This is a genomic window from Thalassospira sp. SM2505 (genome assembly GCF_054901115.1).
Map to the genome: position 1 here is coordinate 4066042 of NZ_CM142731.1, position 17600 is coordinate 4083641.

A 17600-nucleotide genomic window follows, 5' to 3' on the forward strand; every position below is an offset into this window, starting at 1 on the left:
CCTCAAAAATGCGAGGCTATGAAACCAGGGCAGGGACGCGGAATGCATTTGATCAAGGCCATCTTTATCGGACTGATATTGATTGGCCTGTCGCTTGTCGCCGGGTTCTTCATTTGGCTTGCCCCGGTTGGTGCGGCCTTTAGTGCCAAGACTATGTGTTCGGCCATTTTTGTCGATGGCTTGTCCTCCAGCCGGGCCCGTGCCGAGGATGTACTGGCCGATAACAATGCACTTTTGTCGCTGATCACCACCAATGTCGATCTGCGCAATCAGACAATCAGTGCCCATGCATTCGGTTTTCGCAAGCGCTTTGCGATTTATCGCCCGAATCTGGGCTGCACACTGGCCGAAGACCAAACTCATATTGCCCGCCTGCGCAATTCATATCCGGTCATCACACCGATTACGCCCAAGCCGCTTCTGACCGCCAGCCTGCCCGCCAATGTAGATCGCCGGGCATTGAACAATATCCTGTTTGATGCGATGGACGAACCCGGCATCATCCCAGAACGGCGCACGCGCGCGGTCGTCATCCTGTATCAGGGCAAAGTCATCGCCGAACGCTATGCCGAGGGTATCAGCGCACAAACACCGTTACCGGGCTGGTCAATGACCAAAAGTGTCTGGAACACCATTCTGGGTCGCATGCGTCAGGAAGGCATGATGCCTGATGTTCATGAACCGGTTTTAATCAATGAATGGCAGGCACAGGTAAGTGACCCGCGCGCCACAATCACTTATGATGATCTGCTGCGAATGCGCAGCGGCCTCGAATTCGACGAAACCTACTGGAACCCGCTTTCCGATGTGGTCCAGATGCTATTCATCGAGCCCGCAGCAGCCGGGTTTGCCGTTTCCAAACCGCTTGAACACACGCCGGGAACAACATTTTCGTATAATTCCGGGGCGTCAAACATCCTGTCTGCTGCGGTTCGTAATCTGAGCGGATCTCGGACAAGCTATCTGGCGAGACCAACCGATCTTTTGTTCCGTCCACTTGGCATGGCAAGTGCTGTTATTGAAACCGACCCGGACGGCTATTTCATCGCATCCAGTTTCATGAGTGCGACGGCACGTGACTGGGCAAAGATCGGCCAGCTTTATTTGCAAGATGGCGTCTGGAACGGTCAACGCCTGTTGCCGGAAGGCTGGGTCCGCTATTCAACCCGCCCGGCAGAAGACGATCCGAACGGCACCTATGGTGCCCATTGGTGGCTGGATCTACCTGACGGACGGGACGAGGATGGCAATCCGCGTCGCGATGTTCCAGAATTACCCGGCGACGCATTTTTTGCACTCGGCCATGATGGACAGTCGCTTACCGTCATCCCGTCCAAAGAACTTGTTATTGTGCGCCTTGGCGTCACCCGCAAACACGGGGCCTTTAACCTGCGGAACTTTATTGCCGGTATCAGCAATATCTTCCCCGACAGGCCTGCAATTCCCGACGACATGCCAGACGGCGACAGCGCGCAGAATAATACCGGTTCAAGCACCGACTGATTGCATCTTGCCGGGGCTGCCAGTCTCAGATGGCAATCGCGATCATCAGATCACCAGTTCCGCAAGATATCCGGCAAGCGCCCCCACACCGACCAAAGCCCAGACCGGAATGATCCGCCATTGCAGCACCACAAAGGCAAGCGCGACACATCCGATATCAAACAGATCATGGATGGCATCGGTCCAGATCGGATCATACAGGACCGCCGCCAGCAAGCCGACAACTGCGGCATTAACGCCAAGCAATCCTGCCCGCATCAACGGCATATGACGGACCCTGTCCCAGAACGGTAACAGCCCCACCACCAGCAACCACGCCGGCAAAAAGATCGCAATCAGGGCGACAAGTGATGTAAGCGCACTGACCCAAATACCGCCTCCAGAATGAAGAGCTGCACCAAGATACGCGGCAAAGGTAAAGATCGGCCCGGGAACTGCCTGTGTCGCACCATATCCGGCAAGGAAGGTTTCACCATCGACCCAGCCCGGTGCCACCACCGCATTTTGCAGCAACGGCAAAACAACATGCCCGCCACCAAATACCAGTGCACCACTTCGATAAAATCCGTCAATAACGGCAAACAGTCCGCTTTGATCCATCCGCGCAGCAACCGGCAACAGGATCAGCAAGGCAAAGAAAGCACACAACGCCACAACCGCACCCTTGACCGAATGCTGCTTGCCAAAACCGGCTGCCGACACATCCGCCTTGCCCCGCAAAAGGATCAGTCCGGCCAGCATGCCGCCAAGAATGACGGCAAATTGTGCTGTGACAGTATCACTTGCGATCATGATGATTGCCGCCAACACAGCAAGTATGGCCCGCGGGACATCAGGACAAAGTGTGCGCGCCATCCCAAACAGCGCATGGGCAACCACCCCGACAGCAACCAGTTTCAATCCGCGCAACACACCTTCGACCGAGGCAAGATCAAAACCGACAAAGGCCATACCAAGGGTCGCCAGAACAATTGCCGATGGCATGGTAAAGCCAAGCCATGCGACAAGCGATCCCGGCACCCCGCCCAATGCCATACCGATACCCATCCCGACTTGCGAACTTGCCGGTCCCGGGGCGAACTGGCAAAGAGCAACCAGATCGGCATAACGTGCATCGCCTAGCCATTTGCGACGGGCAACGAACTCTTCGCGGAAATAGCTGATATGGGCAACCGGCCCACCAAAGCTGGTCAAACCAAGACGCAGGAAAATCAGGAAAATCTGCCACAACCCGACCGAGACCACCGGCATGCTTCCCTGCTGTTCAGACATTATTTTTTGAGGCGCCGGGTCGCTATGTGGGCTCGAACTTGGCATTGCGGATTATGATCCCTGATCAGATGGCGGTTTTATTTTCGCCTGACCATACGCAACAGGCCGACAATGGCAAAGCCAAAAGCAGCTCCCCGACCATTCGTCATCATTTCATAACAAAACCCCTGCCAACACGGTTATGCGATAGCAGGGGCTAACAGATTTGAATGTGCAATTCGCACGATCAGACAGGCTTAGCGGAAAGCAGGCTCGTCAAGGGATCGCAACTTGCGTGAGTGAAGCTGATTGACTTCCTGACGCAGGGTATCAATCGTATCCAGACCAACCTGAAGATGCTGTCCGATGCGCTGACGATAGAAATTGTTCGCCATACCCGGCAGCTTCAACTCACCATGAACCGGTTTGTCCGACACACACAAAAGCGTGCCATACGGAACGCGGAAGCGGAAACCGTTGGCAGCAATGGTTGCGCTTTCCATATCGACCGCAATGGCGCGTGACTGGTTCAAACGCACGAACAGTTCACTGTATCGCAATTCCCAGTTCCGGTTGTCGGTCGTTGCAACCGTACCTGTGCGCATGCGTGCCTTCATCTCGCGGCCTCTGAGGCCGGTGATCTTGGCAACTGAATTTGCCAGCGCAACCTGTACCTCGGCAATCGGCGGCACCGGAATCCACAGCGGCAAGTCAGAATCAAGGACATGGTCGTCACGGACATAGCCGTGGGCCAGAACGTAATCCCCAAGCAACTGACTGCGACGCAGACCGGCACAGTGACCAAGCATCAACCAGCAATGCGGGCGCAGAACAGCAATATGATCCGTCGCCGTTTTGGCGTTTGACGGACCAACACCGATATTGACCAATGTCACGCCCAGACCGTCTTCACGGATCAGGTGATATGACGGCATCTGCGGCAGTTGCCTGACAGGTTCACCGGATTCTACCCAGCCCTTGGGGGCGTTTTTGCGCACATGGACTTTCGGCCCCGGTTCGACAAAGGCCACATAGGGGCTTTTGGGGTCTTCGAGTTGGGTTTTGGCAAACTCGATGAACTCGTCAACATAGCGCTGATAGTTGGTGAACAGGACGAACTTCTGAAAATGTTCGGGCGCAGTCGCAGTATAGTGGCGCAACCGTGCGAGCGAGTAATCAACGCGTTCCCCTGAAAACAGCGACAATGGTTTTGGGCCGTCGCTATTACCGTAATGCACACCATTGGCAATATCGTCATCGGTGCGGGCAAGATCAGGCATATCAAAGATCAGCTGCATCGGGCGAATATCGGTTGGTCCGATGCTGTCTGTTGCGGATTCAACAAGGAACGGCAACGGAATAGGCCGATCAGAAACGCCAACCACAACCGGCACGTCATGGTTTTTCAACAGAAGTTCGATCTGTTCGCGATAATATTCGTCAAACAGATCAGGCCTTGTTAGCGTCGTGCCATATACACCGGGATCACGCGGCGCACCAAATGACAGCGTGCTTTCAACATGCAGCTTTTCTGGCGGCACTTCGATGCCAAGATACGGGTAATAGGCGCGGACGGGGGAAGATTGCTGACCTTGGCCAAAACGGGCAAAGGCCTCCTGGACGGCACTGGCACCGGTCGCATAAATATCCTTGATGCGCGCAATTGCCTTGTCAGCGTCGGTGAATTCAAACAGATCGCGTACCGATCCGTGGACTCCAGAAACCATAATGGATGCTCCTTTTTGTTATTGTTGTTTGGAACTTCTGTCTGATCAAGGTGCGCGAAATCACGCCCGATCAATTACAAAAGCCCTTGGAGCGAGAGATTTATCACCGCTCGCCCGCCTTCTGACAACCGAAAACTTTTTTCGCCATCCACAATCACCGGGCGAATATCCATTCATGAACAAACCGGGATATACAACATACCCCCGATTTTCAGTCGGTTTCAGAAGCTTATGACTTATATGTCGGATTTATTTTCAAGAATTCCAAATGACAGTTTTGATGCGGGGCTCATAACTGACGGGCCCGCAGACATTCCGTGTCATTGCTCAATCAGCCCATTTGGGAATCCGGATAAAAAAAGTGCCGAAACCGGGGGACGGTTTCGGCAATTTCAGGGAGGTGCCTTAGACGTTGAGGGAAAAGACGGTCAACCCTGATATCTGCATATATATGACCATTGGTCAGCAATGTCAATTTCAATCAACGCGGACCTTTCATTCGCAGCATGCATAGCTCACGCTAATATTCCCGCGTTTCCTGCAATCCTTTGCAGCTTGCCAAGCCTGCGACGTGCGGCTTCATCAAATGCCTCACAGTCACCTATATCGGTCAATTGCAAGTCACAGACTACTCTGGCAGCGCGCGGATCACTTTCGACCAGACTTTCGATATCCTGTTGTTCTTCGTCGTCCTCAAGTGTCCCGCGAACATAGCCAAGAATGTGCTCCTTGCCGTATATCGCAAGAACCGGGCTCATATCATGCTGCCTCTGCGACATAACGCGACGCATGTTCGCGGGCTTCGATTCGGCCAACCGATGCACGCAGCTTGCGGCGCGCGCGACCGACCCTTGATTTCACCGTGCCAATTTCGACCGACATCTGGTCCGCTGCATCCTGATAGGAAACCTCTTCGACAGCTGTCAGCATAATCGCCTCGCGCTCCTGCTCGGGCAGAGATTCAAGAACGCGATCAGCATCACGCAATTGCAAACGCGCCATCTGATTGCTGCCATGACCGTAAATGTCGCCAAGATCATCCCAGTCCACCTGCGGACCACGGGTCTTTTCGCGGCGCTTTCCCGAAATAAAGGTATTGAACAGAATACGGTGCAACCAGGCCTTAAGGCTCGTACCTTCTTCGAACTGGTCCTTTTTGCTGATGGCTTTCAACAAAGTGTCCTGAACCAGATCCTGGGCCATATCCATGCTGCCGGTCAGGCGATACGCATGACGGCGCAAAGCAGGCACATGGTCTTCGATTTCGTTCATCACTTGCATAGACATCACAACCTCCTTGTTCGGATGCCCCAACCGTAACAAACGAAAATAATATTTAAAGTAAAATCGTATGGTTAACTAAGGTAATACAATGAACATACAGCATATATACAACAACATCAAAACACATATCTGACATATTGTAGATAACTTCAATATACTACATGGGTTACTTCACATAATTACTTTCCATTACTTACAGCATCACAGGCAGTTACCGCACTTAGGCAAGATGGTTGTCTTATGGAGGAAACGGAGGTAACGTAAGTTACTCCAAAATTTTTGAATGCATTGATTTTCAATGGCTTCAGGCGGTTTTTATAGCCCCTGACTTTGACAGGAAACCCCACGTGCCAACGTCGAAAAGAACCGAAAAGCTCCAGATCATGCTCGATGACGAGGAGTTGAAAGTCATTGATGACTGGCGTTTCGAGCATCGCATGCCAACGCGCGCGGCTGCGATCCGTGAATTGATCCGCCGTGGCTTGATCGCCGAAGATGTCGCAGAACCCGATACCGAAGGCAAAAGCACGACCGATTTCCGCGTTGAGTCGGAATAAAAATCAGTTTTCCACAAAAAAGGCCCGGCTATTTTCCGGGCCTTTTTTGCTTTTCCGCTCTGAAACAATGCCTCATCGGGACGATTCAGAGTGTATTTTTGGCTTCTTGCCTTCAAATATCCGGGCGATTCCAACCCCGAATCCCAAAACCAGAAGCCATAATCCGTAATACCGCAAAGCGCGCGACACAATGATGGCAATCAGAAACAGCCAGACGGGATAAGAGGCAGCACCTGCCGCCAAAGCAGCAATCTGCATCGGAACCGGCGCAATGCTGATCAAAAAGACCAACCAGAAGCCCCCTGTTTCAAATTTGGCCTCAAGATCATCAAACTGCGCCTGCCCGCCCGTCAGATCAATCAGGGGCTGCGCCAGATCATCGAACAATGCCCATGCAAGAACATAAAGTCCGAAAGCGCCAATAACACTTCCGGCCAGAGTGACCGTTGCAACAATAAAGCCGCGCGCCCGCGACGCGGCCATGACAGGCGCAATCACCAGTTCGATCGGGATCGGGATGATCGTGGTCTCAAGGAACGACGCCCCGGCAATTCCGGCAAGCCCCTTCCGACCGGCAGCCAGACCGGCCAGATACCGCTGGGCCGTTCTGGAAAAGTCCTTCAGGCGTGCCACCAATGATTTCTGGTTCTGGTCCACAATCATTCCTTCTTCACTGCACAAACAAGAACAGCCCGCCCAAAACGGGCGGGCTGTCTTCCTCGGACGTTTATCAGGCCGCCGAGTTCAGGTTGTGACGTCCTATTCGGCAGACCCGCTGCCCGAGATCGCTTTCTGTGCACTCTCAAGTGCATTCAGCGTGTCCTTCTTGACGTCTTCCCACGTGTCTGCCGAAGCGTCCTTGGCCGATGCCATCGCATCGCTCAGCTCATCACTGGCGCTGTCCCAGGCTTCTGCCAGCTCATCGACCGCTTCCTCGCTATCGCTTTTCACACGCGCAGATACGTCATCATACTGGTCACCAAGCTGATCGGATTTTTCACCGACCCATGCCAGAAAATCTTCTTTCTGCTCAAAGGTGAAGTCCTTGGCTTTCTCATACTGGGCGGCAACCTTGTCACCCAGTTTGTTTGCGTCCGACTTCATCGCATCATCGGTTGCCATCGTTCCTGATGTATCGGTCGCCGAGGACGACCCGGCATAGGCCGGTGCCGCAACACCCACAGACATAAGTACCGTACCAATCATCAGCATGTTCTTGCTCAACATCACAACCTCCTTATTCATTAAGGGCAGCACAATTACTTGCGCGCTGCTTACAATGGCAAACGGGTGGTACAAAAGAATGTTCCAATTGTGGTTATTTTATTTCGCGGAACTTTTCAAAAATGCCGACGTTAGTATGGTCAAAGCGCCCCTGCCGAATAAGGAAAGCATCAACCACCCAAGTCCGATGCTTCGCGGGGACGCGCTAAAACCAAAAGGAGTTTAACCATGGCACATAGCAGTATGCAGACCGTTGCAAAGGAATTTCCCGTCGAAACCGGCGTGAATCGCAAGGATCGCCGCGAACTGGCCACGATGCTGACCCAGATCGTTGGTTCTTCGCACGTACTCTATGCCAAAATGCGCGGCGTACACTGGAACGTCGTGGGTCCGGCTTTCTATTCGCTCCATAAAATGACCGAGGAGCAATATGAAGACCTTCATGTGGCGATCGATGACATGGCCGAACGCATTCGTGCCATCGGATTTGCAGCGCCGACGGGTCTCAAGGAAATGATGGAAAATTCGGTCATTGCCGATCAGGAAAAACTTCTGACCACCAATGACATGGTTACCGAGCTTGTCGATGACCATGAAAAGATGGCGCGCCTGATCCGCGATGGTGTCGCTGCGGCCGAGGAAGTTGACGATGTGAAAACAGCCGACCTTCTGACCGACCGTATCGGCGTGCATGAAGAAGCAGCCTGGATGCTGCGCGCAACACTTTCCTGATCTGTATAACTGACGCGAACCGGCACATTTGATGCCGGTTCGCCCCCCGCCCCATTCACATGTGAAAGTCCGTTGTCGTGAAAAATTCTGATCTGACGGGTAAGGTTTGTCTGCTTCTGACAAAGGGAAAACTTCCCGAAGACTGGCGTGGCAACGGCGCACAGCCATTGCGAGCCGTATTTGAAGATGCCGGCTATCAGACCGAGCTGACCCTGTGTGACAATCCGGACGATATTTGTGCCTTTATCCGCTCAAATACCCGTGCTGGCGATATTGTCGCGGTTGGGGGTGGTGATGGCACGATCAATGCCGTTCTCGATACCGTAATCGCGGCAAAGGTGGTTCTTATCCCTGTGCCGCTTGGCACCGCAAACGACTTTGCGCGCACCCTTGGCCTACCCGATGATCTGATTGATGCAGCACGTGCAACCATTCACGGCCAGATCAGAATGCTTGATGTCGGCCGGGTCAATGATCACAGCTTTATCAATGCGGCCAGTATCGGTGTCCCGGCTGATGCCCGCAAACGGATCAATCCCGACCTTAAAAGAACGTTGGGCGCAATCAGCTATGCCGTTGCCAACTGGCAAAGCTGGCATGAAATGGATCCGCTTGATCTGTCGATCACCTGTGGCAACAAAAAACCGCAAAACCTTAAACTGCGTCAGGTCACCATTACCAATGGCCGGTATTTTGGCGGCGGCCTGCGTCCCAGCGACACCAAAAGCCCCGAGGACGGGCTCTTGCACATGTTTGCCATCCGCGACAGCGTCGATACGCTAAGCGGTCTTGATATCGCAGCCGAGCTTCTGTTTGGCTCGGTCGATAACAGCAGCTATGCCATGGCGATGGAATGCAACGAAATCACGATTGAAGGGGCCGACGGCGCGCCAATTCTTGCCGACGGTGAAATCATCGGGGAACTTCCGGCACGCTTTACCCTTCGCGCAAGCACCCTTCCTGTATTTGCCCCCAACAGCTATGTCGAGGAAGAAAACAGGCATCAGGCAAACAGCCCGACCACAATCCCTCAGCAAGACGCGGTCAATGATGTCTTGCGCGATACTCTTGATTTCGCACTTCGGCTTGAGGCGATTTTTCCGGTTGTCCGCGACAGCAAACTGAAATCACTTTGCCATGACAGCACCCGGAACTTGCGCGACATCTATCGTCAGATCGAACTGGCCTTGCGCCCGCTCGGCGTTATTGCGGCAACACCAGACCCGGATTTACAAAGCCTTGAAGAGTTAAGGGACCGGATCATGGATTGGCTGTTTAACGATGCCGATCAGCGCCTGGCCATCGGCCTTGATCAGCGGGCCGCACAATTGGCGGCAGAACTTGACGAACTGGTCATTGAAAAACTGCCCGAAGATTTGCGCGATCCGGTTGCCGCCCTTGATCGGGAAATCAGCCAGTTTCGCAATTCGATTAACAACTTTATCAAGACCCGCTAGAACGGAAAAAGGCAGCCTACCAGGCTGCCTTTCGTCATTTCGGCTTTGTCTGCAATCAGTCTTCAAGCCCGGCCAGACTGCGTGCAAATGACCTTGCCTCAAACGGGCGCAAATCCTCGGCAGCTTCGCCAACACCAATCGCATGAACCGGCTTGCCGAATTTCTCTGCCAGGGCAACCACAACACCACCCTTTGCCGTCCCGTCAAGCTTGGTCACAATCAGGCCGGAAACATTGGTCGCCTCGCCAAAGGTTTCGACCTGTGAATGGGCGTTCTGTCCGGTCGTGGCATCAAGCACCAGAAGCGTGTCATGGGGGGCACTTTCATCACGCTTCTTGATCACGCGGACGATCTTTTTAAGCTCGTCCATCAGATGCGCCTTGTTCTGAAGGCGACCGGCCGTATCAATCAGCAACAGATCATAGCCTTCGCGCTGGGCCTGCTCGATGGCATCAAAGGCAAGACCGGCCGCATCGGCACCGGTATCACGCGCTATCACCGGACAATCGGTCCGCTCACCCCAGACCTTGAGCTGCTCAACCGCAGCAGCACGGAATGTATCGCCCGCCGCCATCATGACCTTAAGGCCCTGATCCTTGTAGGTTTTGGCAAGCTTGCCAATCGTGGTCGTCTTGCCCGATCCGTTCACCCCGACAACCAGAACCACATGGGGTTTCTTGCCCGGATCAATCACCAGCGGTTTGGCAACAGGTTCAAGGATTTTGGCGACTTCGTCGGCAATGAATTCCTGAATTTCGCTTGAATCGACTTCCTTGTCGAAACGCGTTTTCGCCAGCTCCGCGCTCAGTTTGGCCGCGGTTGTGACACCCAGATCCGATGTAATGAGAAGGTCTTCAAATTCTTCAAGCGCGTCGTCATCAAGACGACGCTTGGTGAAGATATCGGCAATCCCGGTGGTCAGCTTTGAGGAGGAGCGTTTCAACCCGTCTTTCAGGCGGCTAAACCAGCTCTTTTTCCCCTCTTCGGTCATCCCACAAGCTCCGCAATCAGTTTTCCATCTTCAAGGCCGGTAACCTTGGCCTTTGCTATCGAGCCCGGTTCTATCACGCGATCAAGCAGAACGGGAGCAAAATGCTCCGTATGGCCGGTATTTTCCTTTTCAACCAACACATTCTCGATCATGCCGATGCGTGATTTCAGGAAATTGTTCAGCTGAACGTCGCCTGCGTCGCGAAGCGCACTTGCGCGTTCCTTGCGAAGATCCTTTGGCACCTGCGGCATCCGTGCGGCCGGGGTTCCCGGGCGCGCTGAATAGGGAAAGACATGCAGGTAAATCAGACCGCATTCATCAACAAGGCGCAGCGTATTTTCAGCCATCTCGTCGGTTTCGGTCGGGAAACCTGCGATGATATCGGCACCGAATGTCACGTCGGGGCGCAATTCGCGGACCTTTTTGCAGAAATCCACAACATCCTGACGCAGATGGCGGCGCTTCATGCGTTTAAGCACCATGTCATCACCTGCCTGCAAACTGATATGCATATGCGGCATCAGGCGCGGTTCGGTTTCGATCAGTCGAAACAGGTCTTCGTCAACTTCGACCGGATCAATTGATGAAATGCGCAAGCGCGGCAATTCAGGAACCTGCGCCAGCAAACGGCGCGACATCTGCCCAAGGGTCGGCTGTCCCGGAAGATCATGACCATAGGACGTGATATCGACCCCGGTCAGGACAACCTCGCCATAGCCATTGGCAACCAGCTCCCGGACCTGGGTGACGATCTCACCCATCGGGACACTGCGCGAATTGCCGCGACCAAACGGAATGATGCAGAACGTACAACGGTGATCGCAACCGTTCTGGACCTGAACGAACGCACGCGCACGCCCCTCGAAACCCGATACAAGGTGACTTGCAGTTTCTTCCACCGACATGATGTCATTGACGACAACACGTTCATGTTCTGGCATCAGGAACGTTTCGGCCTTCATCTTGGCATCATTGCCAAAGATACGGTCGATCTCGGTCATTTTGGCAAATTTGTCCGGATTGACCTGTACCGCGCAGCCGGTCACGAAAATCTTGGCATCGGGATTTTCCCGGCGCAGCCGACGGATGCTCTGGCGCGCCTGGCGTTCGGCCTCGGTCGTGACAGCACAGGTATTGATGATGATCGCATCATCAAGGCCGGCATTTTTGGCATGATCGCGCATCACCTCGGACTCATAGGTGTTCAGACGACATCCAAATGTAACTACGCGCGGCTCTTTCATGCTCGGCTTTCTGTGATCTGTCTTTATTCCGGGAAACATTCCGCCTGCGCAAACAAGTCAGATGCAGCAAGTGCGGAACGCCCGGCAAAGTCGTCTGACCGTGCCGGGCGCTGGTTACATACGCTTTTGAACGCTTCAATGCAAGTCCGCCACCGTCATGGCACACATGCATGGCAGGCTTAAAACCACGCCAGCAGCCCCTATCGACGGTAGAATTCGTTACTCGGCCGCGAAATTACGGTTCCGACCATCCTTCTTGGCGCGATATAGCGCACTATCCGCGCGATCAATCAGTTTGGCGCCGCCCTCGTTGGCGACATATTGCGCAGCACCGACAGATACCGTCATATGACCATAGGATGCCCCGGAGGACTTTGATTTGATTTCGCGCGCGGCAATGCGCTTGCTCATATCTTCGGCCAGGGCCATGGCATCGGCCAATGGTGTCTGGGGCAACAGGATGGCAAATTCATCCCCGCCATAGCGCGCCACAATATCACGCCCCTTGATATTGGCCTTCAGCATCGAGGCAATCAGGACCAGAATTTCATCACCAATCCGATGCCCGAACCGGTCATTGACCGATTTGAACTGATCAAGATCGACCATCATCACGCAGAACGGCTCCGGGCTTGCCGAGGCATCATATTCAGCGGCAAGCAGTGCCAGTTGCTCTTCGAAATACATGCGGTTGGAAACACGGGTCAGGCCATCGGTATAGGACCGCTCGCGGGTCTCGTCGAGTTCGCGCTGCAACAGCGCAACACTGTTCAGATAGCTATCCAGACGCTTGTGAAGATTATCGATGGTTTCTTTCATCTGGTCAGTATGGCTGATCACTTCGCGCAGCACCGGACTGACTTCCTTGTGCTTTTCCAGTGTCTTGAGCGACCTGTTCAGCAAGTCACCATAACTGCCAAGACCCGACTTTGCCGTGGTCAGGCATTCGTCACTGTTTTCAACCAGTTCGGAAAAGTCTTCCATGCCGCGCTGAAGGAAATCAGCCGCCTGCCGGTCGAAAATATAGCGGTAATAAAGCTGAAGCAGCGTGTCTTCGGCCAGTTGGTCACCACTGGCCTGAACAGCATCGATAACCCGCAGGATTTCAGGATTTTCTTCAGCAAAGTAAACGAACCACACATGGTACAGTTCAGGCGTCGGACGAAGGCCCCGCTCGCGCAGAGCCTTCAAAGTCGCTTCCGCATAATCCCAGTGGCGAGATATCTGTTGTTCCGTCGTGGTCACAACGGTTGCTCCAGCTCGTGTTTTCATAGTTAAGTCAATACGTTACGCCTGACCGGCGTTATTTATCGCATCAACATATCCTAATTCAATTCACGGAACCAGATATACGTCGCACAAAACTATACTAAAGTGTTGGCTCTCTGTTGACGGTCAGTTTCCGCGGATCATTGTCCCGGCACCGCGCTCGGTGAAAAGCTCCAGCAAGACGGCGTGTGGCGCACGGCCATCAACAATAACCGCTGCCTCGACCCCGTTTTTAACCGCATCCATACAGGTTTCGGTTTTCGGGATCATGCCTCCCTGAATGGTACCATCTGCAATCATTGCATTGATGTGGTCAATATCCGCATCCCTTACAAGGTTCTTCTCGCCATCAAGAATCCCCTTAACATCCGTCAGCATATAGAGACGACGCGCACCAACTGCCTTGGCAATTGCACCGGCAGCAGTATCAGCATTGATATTATATGTCTGACCGTCTTCGCCAACACCGATCGGTGAGATAACCGGAATGATGTCGGTATTGATGAAGCAATCAAGAACGTGGGGATTGACCTTTGCCGGCTCACCAACAAAGCCCAGATCAAGGACCTTCTCGATATTGCTTTCCGGATCGCGTTTGGTACGCGTCAGCTTGCGCGCGGTGATCAGATGCGCATCCTTGCCGCACAGGCCAACACCGATGCCGCCTGCGGCATTGATATTGGAAACGATTTCCTTGTTGATCTTGCCCGCCAGAACCATTTCGACAACGTCGATGGTTTGCTGATCGGTTACGCGAAGACCGTCAACGAATTCCGACTGGATATTGAGCTGCTTGAGCATCTGGCCAATCTGCGGGCCGCCGCCATGAACGACAATCGGGTTCATGCCAACCTGCTTGAGAAGCACCATATCCTGCGCAAACAGACGCGCCAGTTCCGGATCACCCATGGCGTGACCGCCATACTTGATCACGATCGTCTGGCCATTGAATCGTCGCATATAGGGAAGAGCCTCGGAAAGGACTTTGGCGCGTGCCAACGTCCGGTATGCGCTGGATTCCGATTGATCTTCTTCAGAACGGATTTCTTCGTTCATCTCACTTCCCCATATTTAAGCGATGAACCTGACGGCCTCAGAGCAGCGTCGAGATTTCTGCCCGCAATTCCGCAAGTCCGGTATTCTTTTCACTTGATGTCGCAAAAATCTGTGGCAAGGCCGCCGGATGTTTCACCAGAGCATCGACCACTTCCTTGATGCGTTTTTCAAGCTGTCCCTTTTTTAGCTTGTCCGACTTGGTCAGTACAACCTGATATGGCACAGCCGACTCATCAAGCAGCTTCATCATGTCCAGATCGGCCTTTTTGAAACCATGTCTGGAATCGATCAGAACAAACACGCGACGCAACGTAACACGCCCGCGCAGATACTGTTTGATCAGGGCATGCCAAGTATCGACAATATCCTTCGGGGCCTGTGCAAAGCCATAGCCCGGCAAGTCGACAATATGGCATGCGCCATCAAGATCGAAATAGTTCAGCTGCTGGGTACGACCCGGCGTATTGGACGTGCGTGCAATGTCCTTACGCCCCGTGATCGCATTGATCAGGCTGGATTTGCCGACGTTTGAGCGTCCGGCAAAACAGATTTCGGTTTTTTCCTCGGGCGGCAGCTGTTCGAGCTGCGCCACACCAAGAACGAAGTTAACCGGGCGGCTAAAAAGCTTCCGCCCGGCTTCGATTACTGAGTCTTCATGCGTCGGAATTGCAGTTGCCGACGGCAGATTTTCTTGTGTCATCGTTATTCCTTCCCCGGTTTTGCGGGGATTTTCCCCCGAAGGGAAGATGGACCCGTAAAGGGTAGATGGGGGGGTTAAACCCCCATCTTGTACATGATGTAGCGCTGCTGAATGATCGACAGCGTGTTGTTCCATGCCCAGTAGATCACAAGACCCGCCGGGAAACTTGCCAGCATGAAGGTGAAGATCAGCGGAAGGAACATCATGATCTTTGCCTGGGTCGGATCAGCCGGAGCCGGGTTGAGTTTCTGTTGCAGATACATGGTAATACCCATGATCAACGGCCAGACACCGATCATCAGCATCTGCGGCGGATCCCATGGAATCAGACCAAACAGGTTGAACAACGACGTGGGGTCCGGCGCCGACAGATCCTGAATCCAGCCAAAGAACGGCGCATGGCGCATTTCGATGCTGACAAACAGAACCTTGTAAAGCGCAAAGAAGACCGGGATCTGGACAATGATCGGAAGGCAACCCGAAGCCGGGTTGATCTTCTCGCGCTTGTACAGAGCCATCATTTCCTGCTGTTGACGCTGACGGTCATCCTTGAACTGTTCGCGCATCTTGGTGATCTGCGGCTGCAACTTTTTCATCGCACTCATGGATTTGTACGACTTGTTTGCAAGCGGGAACATGATCCCCTTGATGATGACCGTGATGATCAGGATCGACACACCGAAGTTGCCAACCAGATGATACAGGTACTGCAAGAACAGGAAGAACGGCTTGGTCAGGAAGTAGAACCAGCCAAAGTCAATCGCGAGATCAAAGTTGGTAATCCCGTATTCCTCGGCATAACTATCGAGCAATGTGACTTCTTTTGCACCGGCAAACAAACGCGTCTCGGCGGCGGCTTCTGCCCCATCAGCAATCGTGCGCGGCGCACCAAGATAATCCGTCTGGTACTTGTCGGAATTGTCCGCCACATGGTGGCTGAAACGTGCGGTCAGGGCTTCGTCCGAAGACGGCGCAAGAGCAACCAGCCAGTATTTGTCTGTTATGCCAAGCCATCCGCCGGTGGTTTTCTTTTCAACGGCACCATCGTCGGCCAGATCGTCATAGTCGATCTCGGTAAGCGTACCGTCGATCACACCAAGCGGACCTTCATGCAGAATATAGAAACCGGCAGTGAGCGGCTTGTTCTTACGCGAAATCAGTCCGTACGGATACAGGGTGACTGCGCCACCGCTGTTGTTCACGACCGACTGATTGACGGTGAACAGATAGTTCTCGTCAATTGCGATCTGACGCTTGAAGGTAAGGCCTGCGCCGTTATCCCAGCTCAGCGTTACCGGACTATCGGGCGTCAGCTTGTCGCTGCTTGCGGTCCAGCGGGTATCACTATTGGGAAGACTGATTCCCTTTTCACCAGCGACCCAGCCGAACTCCGCAAAATAGGCATCATTGCTGCCCGTCGGGTTCAGAACATGGATCAGCGGGCTGTCAGGTTCTTCGGTCTCGCGGTAATCCTGAAGCTGAATATCGTCAATCACACCGCCGACAAGGCGAATCGAGCCTTCGACACGCGGGGTTTCGATGGTGATACGCGGCGATTTCGCCAACGCGTCTTCACGCTTGACAGTCGGCACTGCTGGCTGACCGCCCGGGACACTGGGCCCACCGGTTGATACCTGCGGCGCGTTGCTGCCGTTTGCATCAAGCTGTTCACGAACTTGCGCTTCGCGAACCTGGGTATCAGGTTCCGGCGCAAAGAAGAATTGCCACCCGATAAGAATCACAACTGCCGATGCAATTGCCACCCACAGGTTACGTTGTTCGTTCATCGCCTCATTCCGCTTTGCTCAGCCAGCATTTGCCGACCGCTTATTCTATTTACATGACGAAAGCGCCGGGGACCGGTTTTCACCATCCGACGACGCTTTGTTTTGTTCGCAGCCACATCCGGGCACGGGATCATAACCATGACCACCCCATGGATGGCAACGCATTATCCGTTTAATTCCCATCCAGCTGCCTTTTATTGCCCCGTGCCGGGCCAATGCTTCCATCATGTATGCCGAACAGGTCGGCTGATAGCGACATGACCACCCGATATAAGGCGACAAAAACAGCTGATAACCGCGAACTGCGATTTGAAGAAGGCGGGCAAGGAAACCGGGTGCAGGATTCGAAGAGGTCATTTTGACGGACCTCCTGCCTTTGCTGTCCCACCTGACGAACTGGCACTGCGTCCCTTGCGGGGACGGCGCGAATCCGGCGCAGACGGCTTGGCATCAGGAACCCGACGCAGAGCAAATTTCAAATCATCAATCAGTTTTTCAAAAGGCCGATCAATGGTTTGGGCGCGACCGATCACGACATAATCCCATCCGGGCAATGCGAGTTCGCTCATCAATTGCTCTGCCACAGCACGCAAACGCCGCCGAACGCGATTGCGGACGACGGCCTTTCCCACCTTTTTGGTGACAGTGAAACCGACTCGGGCGAGTCGTTCTTCACCGGCGTATTCTGTATCCGGCTTGATCCCCGGGCGTGGTGCGCCCTGCAGGATCAACCCCTGTGTAACCCATTTTCGGCGGGTGCCCGCAACACGGAGGAATTCCGCACGCTTTTTAAGGCGTTCCACCGAAATGGTCACAAC

General features: G+C 53.7%; 18 protein-coding genes. 4 read left to right on the forward strand and 14 right to left on the reverse strand.

Features of this window, described 5'->3' with window-relative positions:
• Positions 1-42: 42 nt before the first annotated feature.
• Positions 43-1503 carry a serine hydrolase domain-containing protein gene (locus tag ACTU44_RS19095; RefSeq protein ID WP_462096122.1) on the forward strand — a complete coding sequence of 487 codons (1461 nt, stop codon included), beginning with the start codon at positions 43-45 and terminating at the stop codon, positions 1501-1503.
• A gap of 45 nt (positions 1504-1548) precedes the next feature.
• Here ACTU44_RS19095 and chrA read toward each other — a convergent pair whose 3' ends face one another.
• From chrA to ACTU44_RS19115, 4 genes are all read right to left on the reverse strand, one after another.
• Positions 1549-2775: a chromate efflux transporter gene (chrA, locus tag ACTU44_RS19100; protein ID WP_462096123.1), complete on the reverse strand. Its 1227-nt coding sequence runs from the start codon at positions 2773-2775 to the stop codon at positions 1549-1551.
• Positions 2776-3011: 236 nt separating this feature from the next.
• Positions 3012-4481 (reverse strand): AMP nucleosidase, encoded by a 1470-nt coding sequence (locus tag ACTU44_RS19105; protein WP_114098903.1) that lies wholly within the window; start codon positions 4479-4481, stop codon positions 3012-3014.
• Between the two features lie 515 nt (positions 4482-4996).
• Positions 4997-5239, reverse strand: a complete 243-nt coding sequence (locus ACTU44_RS19110) for a hypothetical protein (RefSeq protein WP_114098902.1) — start codon at positions 5237-5239, stop codon at positions 4997-4999.
• Position 5240: 1 nt separating this feature from the next.
• Positions 5241-5768, reverse strand: a complete 528-nt coding sequence (locus ACTU44_RS19115; RefSeq protein WP_114099038.1) for an RNA polymerase sigma factor — start codon at positions 5766-5768, stop codon at positions 5241-5243.
• A gap of 344 nt (positions 5769-6112) precedes the next feature.
• Here ACTU44_RS19115 and ACTU44_RS19120 point away from each other — a divergent pair, with 344 nt between their 5' ends.
• Entirely contained in the window at positions 6113-6322 is a 210-nt protein-coding gene (locus ACTU44_RS19120) for a hypothetical protein (protein WP_147252016.1), read from the forward strand.
• A gap of 72 nt (positions 6323-6394) precedes the next feature.
• Here the strand turns inward: ACTU44_RS19120 and ACTU44_RS19125 are convergent, their stop codons facing one another.
• Entirely contained in the window at positions 6395-6985 is a 591-nt protein-coding gene (locus tag ACTU44_RS19125) for a YqaA family protein (protein WP_462096124.1), read from the reverse strand.
• A gap of 96 nt (positions 6986-7081) precedes the next feature.
• The gene (locus tag ACTU44_RS19130) at positions 7082-7549 is read right to left on the reverse strand and encodes a hypothetical protein (RefSeq protein ID WP_114099037.1); all 468 of its coding nucleotides are present in this window, start codon (positions 7547-7549) and stop codon (positions 7082-7084) included.
• A 225-nt stretch (positions 7550-7774) separates the two neighbouring features.
• Here ACTU44_RS19130 and ACTU44_RS19135 point away from each other — a divergent pair, with 225 nt between their 5' ends.
• The gene (locus ACTU44_RS19135) at positions 7775-8278 is read left to right on the forward strand and encodes a Dps family protein (protein WP_114098899.1); all 504 of its coding nucleotides are present in this window, start codon (positions 7775-7777) and stop codon (positions 8276-8278) included.
• A gap of 77 nt (positions 8279-8355) precedes the next feature.
• On the forward strand, positions 8356-9735 hold the full coding sequence (locus tag ACTU44_RS19140) for a YegS/Rv2252/BmrU family lipid kinase (protein ID WP_462096125.1): 1380 nt from the start codon (positions 8356-8358) through the stop codon (positions 9733-9735).
• Between the two features lie 55 nt (positions 9736-9790).
• Here ACTU44_RS19140 and ftsY read toward each other — a convergent pair whose 3' ends face one another.
• From ftsY to rnpA, 8 genes are all read right to left on the reverse strand, one after another.
• On the reverse strand, positions 9791-10726 hold the full coding sequence (ftsY, locus tag ACTU44_RS19145) for a signal recognition particle-docking protein FtsY (RefSeq protein ID WP_336082378.1): 936 nt from the start codon (positions 10724-10726) through the stop codon (positions 9791-9793).
• Positions 10723-11970, reverse strand: a complete 1248-nt coding sequence (gene mtaB, locus ACTU44_RS19150; RefSeq protein WP_462096126.1) for a tRNA (N(6)-L-threonylcarbamoyladenosine(37)-C(2))-methylthiotransferase MtaB — start codon at positions 11968-11970, stop codon at positions 10723-10725. Before mtaB ends, ftsY begins: the two co-directional genes overlap by 4 nt.
• Positions 11971-12189: 219 nt before the next feature.
• On the reverse strand, positions 12190-13215 hold the full coding sequence (locus ACTU44_RS19155) for a GGDEF domain-containing protein (protein WP_336082382.1): 1026 nt from the start codon (positions 13213-13215) through the stop codon (positions 12190-12192).
• Positions 13216-13365: 150 nt separating this feature from the next.
• Entirely contained in the window at positions 13366-14295 is a 930-nt protein-coding gene (argB, locus tag ACTU44_RS19160) for an acetylglutamate kinase (protein ID WP_336082385.1), read from the reverse strand.
• Between the two features lie 37 nt (positions 14296-14332).
• Positions 14333-14995 carry a ribosome biogenesis GTP-binding protein YihA/YsxC gene (gene yihA, locus ACTU44_RS19165; RefSeq protein WP_114098894.1) on the reverse strand — a complete coding sequence of 221 codons (663 nt, stop codon included), beginning with the start codon at positions 14993-14995 and terminating at the stop codon, positions 14333-14335.
• A gap of 74 nt (positions 14996-15069) precedes the next feature.
• Positions 15070-16782: a membrane protein insertase YidC gene (yidC, locus tag ACTU44_RS19170; RefSeq protein WP_114098893.1), complete on the reverse strand. Its 1713-nt coding sequence runs from the start codon at positions 16780-16782 to the stop codon at positions 15070-15072.
• Positions 16783-16827: 45 nt separating this feature from the next.
• A complete protein-coding gene (gene yidD, locus ACTU44_RS19175; protein ID WP_114098892.1) occupies positions 16828-17139 on the reverse strand; it encodes a membrane protein insertion efficiency factor YidD in 312 nt (103 codons plus the stop codon).
• The gene (gene rnpA / locus ACTU44_RS19180) at positions 17136-17597 is read right to left on the reverse strand and encodes a ribonuclease P protein component (protein WP_336082390.1); all 462 of its coding nucleotides are present in this window, start codon (positions 17595-17597) and stop codon (positions 17136-17138) included. Before rnpA ends, yidD begins: the two co-directional genes overlap by 4 nt.
• Between the last annotated feature and the right edge of the window lie 3 nt (positions 17598-17600).

Bases quoted from the DNA above. Each gene is read 5' to 3' on its own strand.
- ACTU44_RS19105 (WP_114098903.1), bottom strand. From the start codon at position 4,481: ATGGTTTCTGGAGTCCACGGATCGGTACGCGATCTGTTTGAATTCACC.
- yihA (WP_114098894.1), bottom strand. From the start codon at position 14,995: ATGACACAAGAAAATCTGCCGTCGGCAACTGCAATTCCGACGCATGAA.
- ACTU44_RS19135 (WP_114098899.1), top strand. From the start codon at position 7,775: ATGGCACATAGCAGTATGCAGACCGTTGCAAAGGAATTTCCCGTCGAA.
- ACTU44_RS19130 (WP_114099037.1), bottom strand. From the start codon at position 7,549: ATGTTGAGCAAGAACATGCTGATGATTGGTACGGTACTTATGTCTGTG.
- ACTU44_RS19110 (WP_114098902.1), bottom strand. From the start codon at position 5,239: ATGAGCCCGGTTCTTGCGATATACGGCAAGGAGCACATTCTTGGCTAT.
- argB (WP_336082385.1), bottom strand. From the start codon at position 14,295: ATGAACGAAGAAATCCGTTCTGAAGAAGATCAATCGGAATCCAGCGCA.
- ACTU44_RS19125 (WP_462096124.1), bottom strand. From the start codon at position 6,985: ATGATTGTGGACCAGAACCAGAAATCATTGGTGGCACGCCTGAAGGAC.
- ftsY (WP_336082378.1), bottom strand. From the start codon at position 10,726: ATGACCGAAGAGGGGAAAAAGAGCTGGTTTAGCCGCCTGAAAGACGGG.
- mtaB (WP_462096126.1), bottom strand. From the start codon at position 11,970: ATGAAAGAGCCGCGCGTAGTTACATTTGGATGTCGTCTGAACACCTAT.
- chrA (WP_462096123.1), bottom strand. From the start codon at position 2,775: ATGTCTGAACAGCAGGGAAGCATGCCGGTGGTCTCGGTCGGGTTGTGG.
- ACTU44_RS19095 (WP_462096122.1), top strand. From the start codon at position 43: ATGCATTTGATCAAGGCCATCTTTATCGGACTGATATTGATTGGCCTG.
- ACTU44_RS19115 (WP_114099038.1), bottom strand. From the start codon at position 5,768: ATGTCTATGCAAGTGATGAACGAAATCGAAGACCATGTGCCTGCTTTG.
- yidC (WP_114098893.1), bottom strand. From the start codon at position 16,782: ATGAACGAACAACGTAACCTGTGGGTGGCAATTGCATCGGCAGTTGTG.
- yidD (WP_114098892.1), bottom strand. From the start codon at position 17,139: ATGACCTCTTCGAATCCTGCACCCGGTTTCCTTGCCCGCCTTCTTCAA.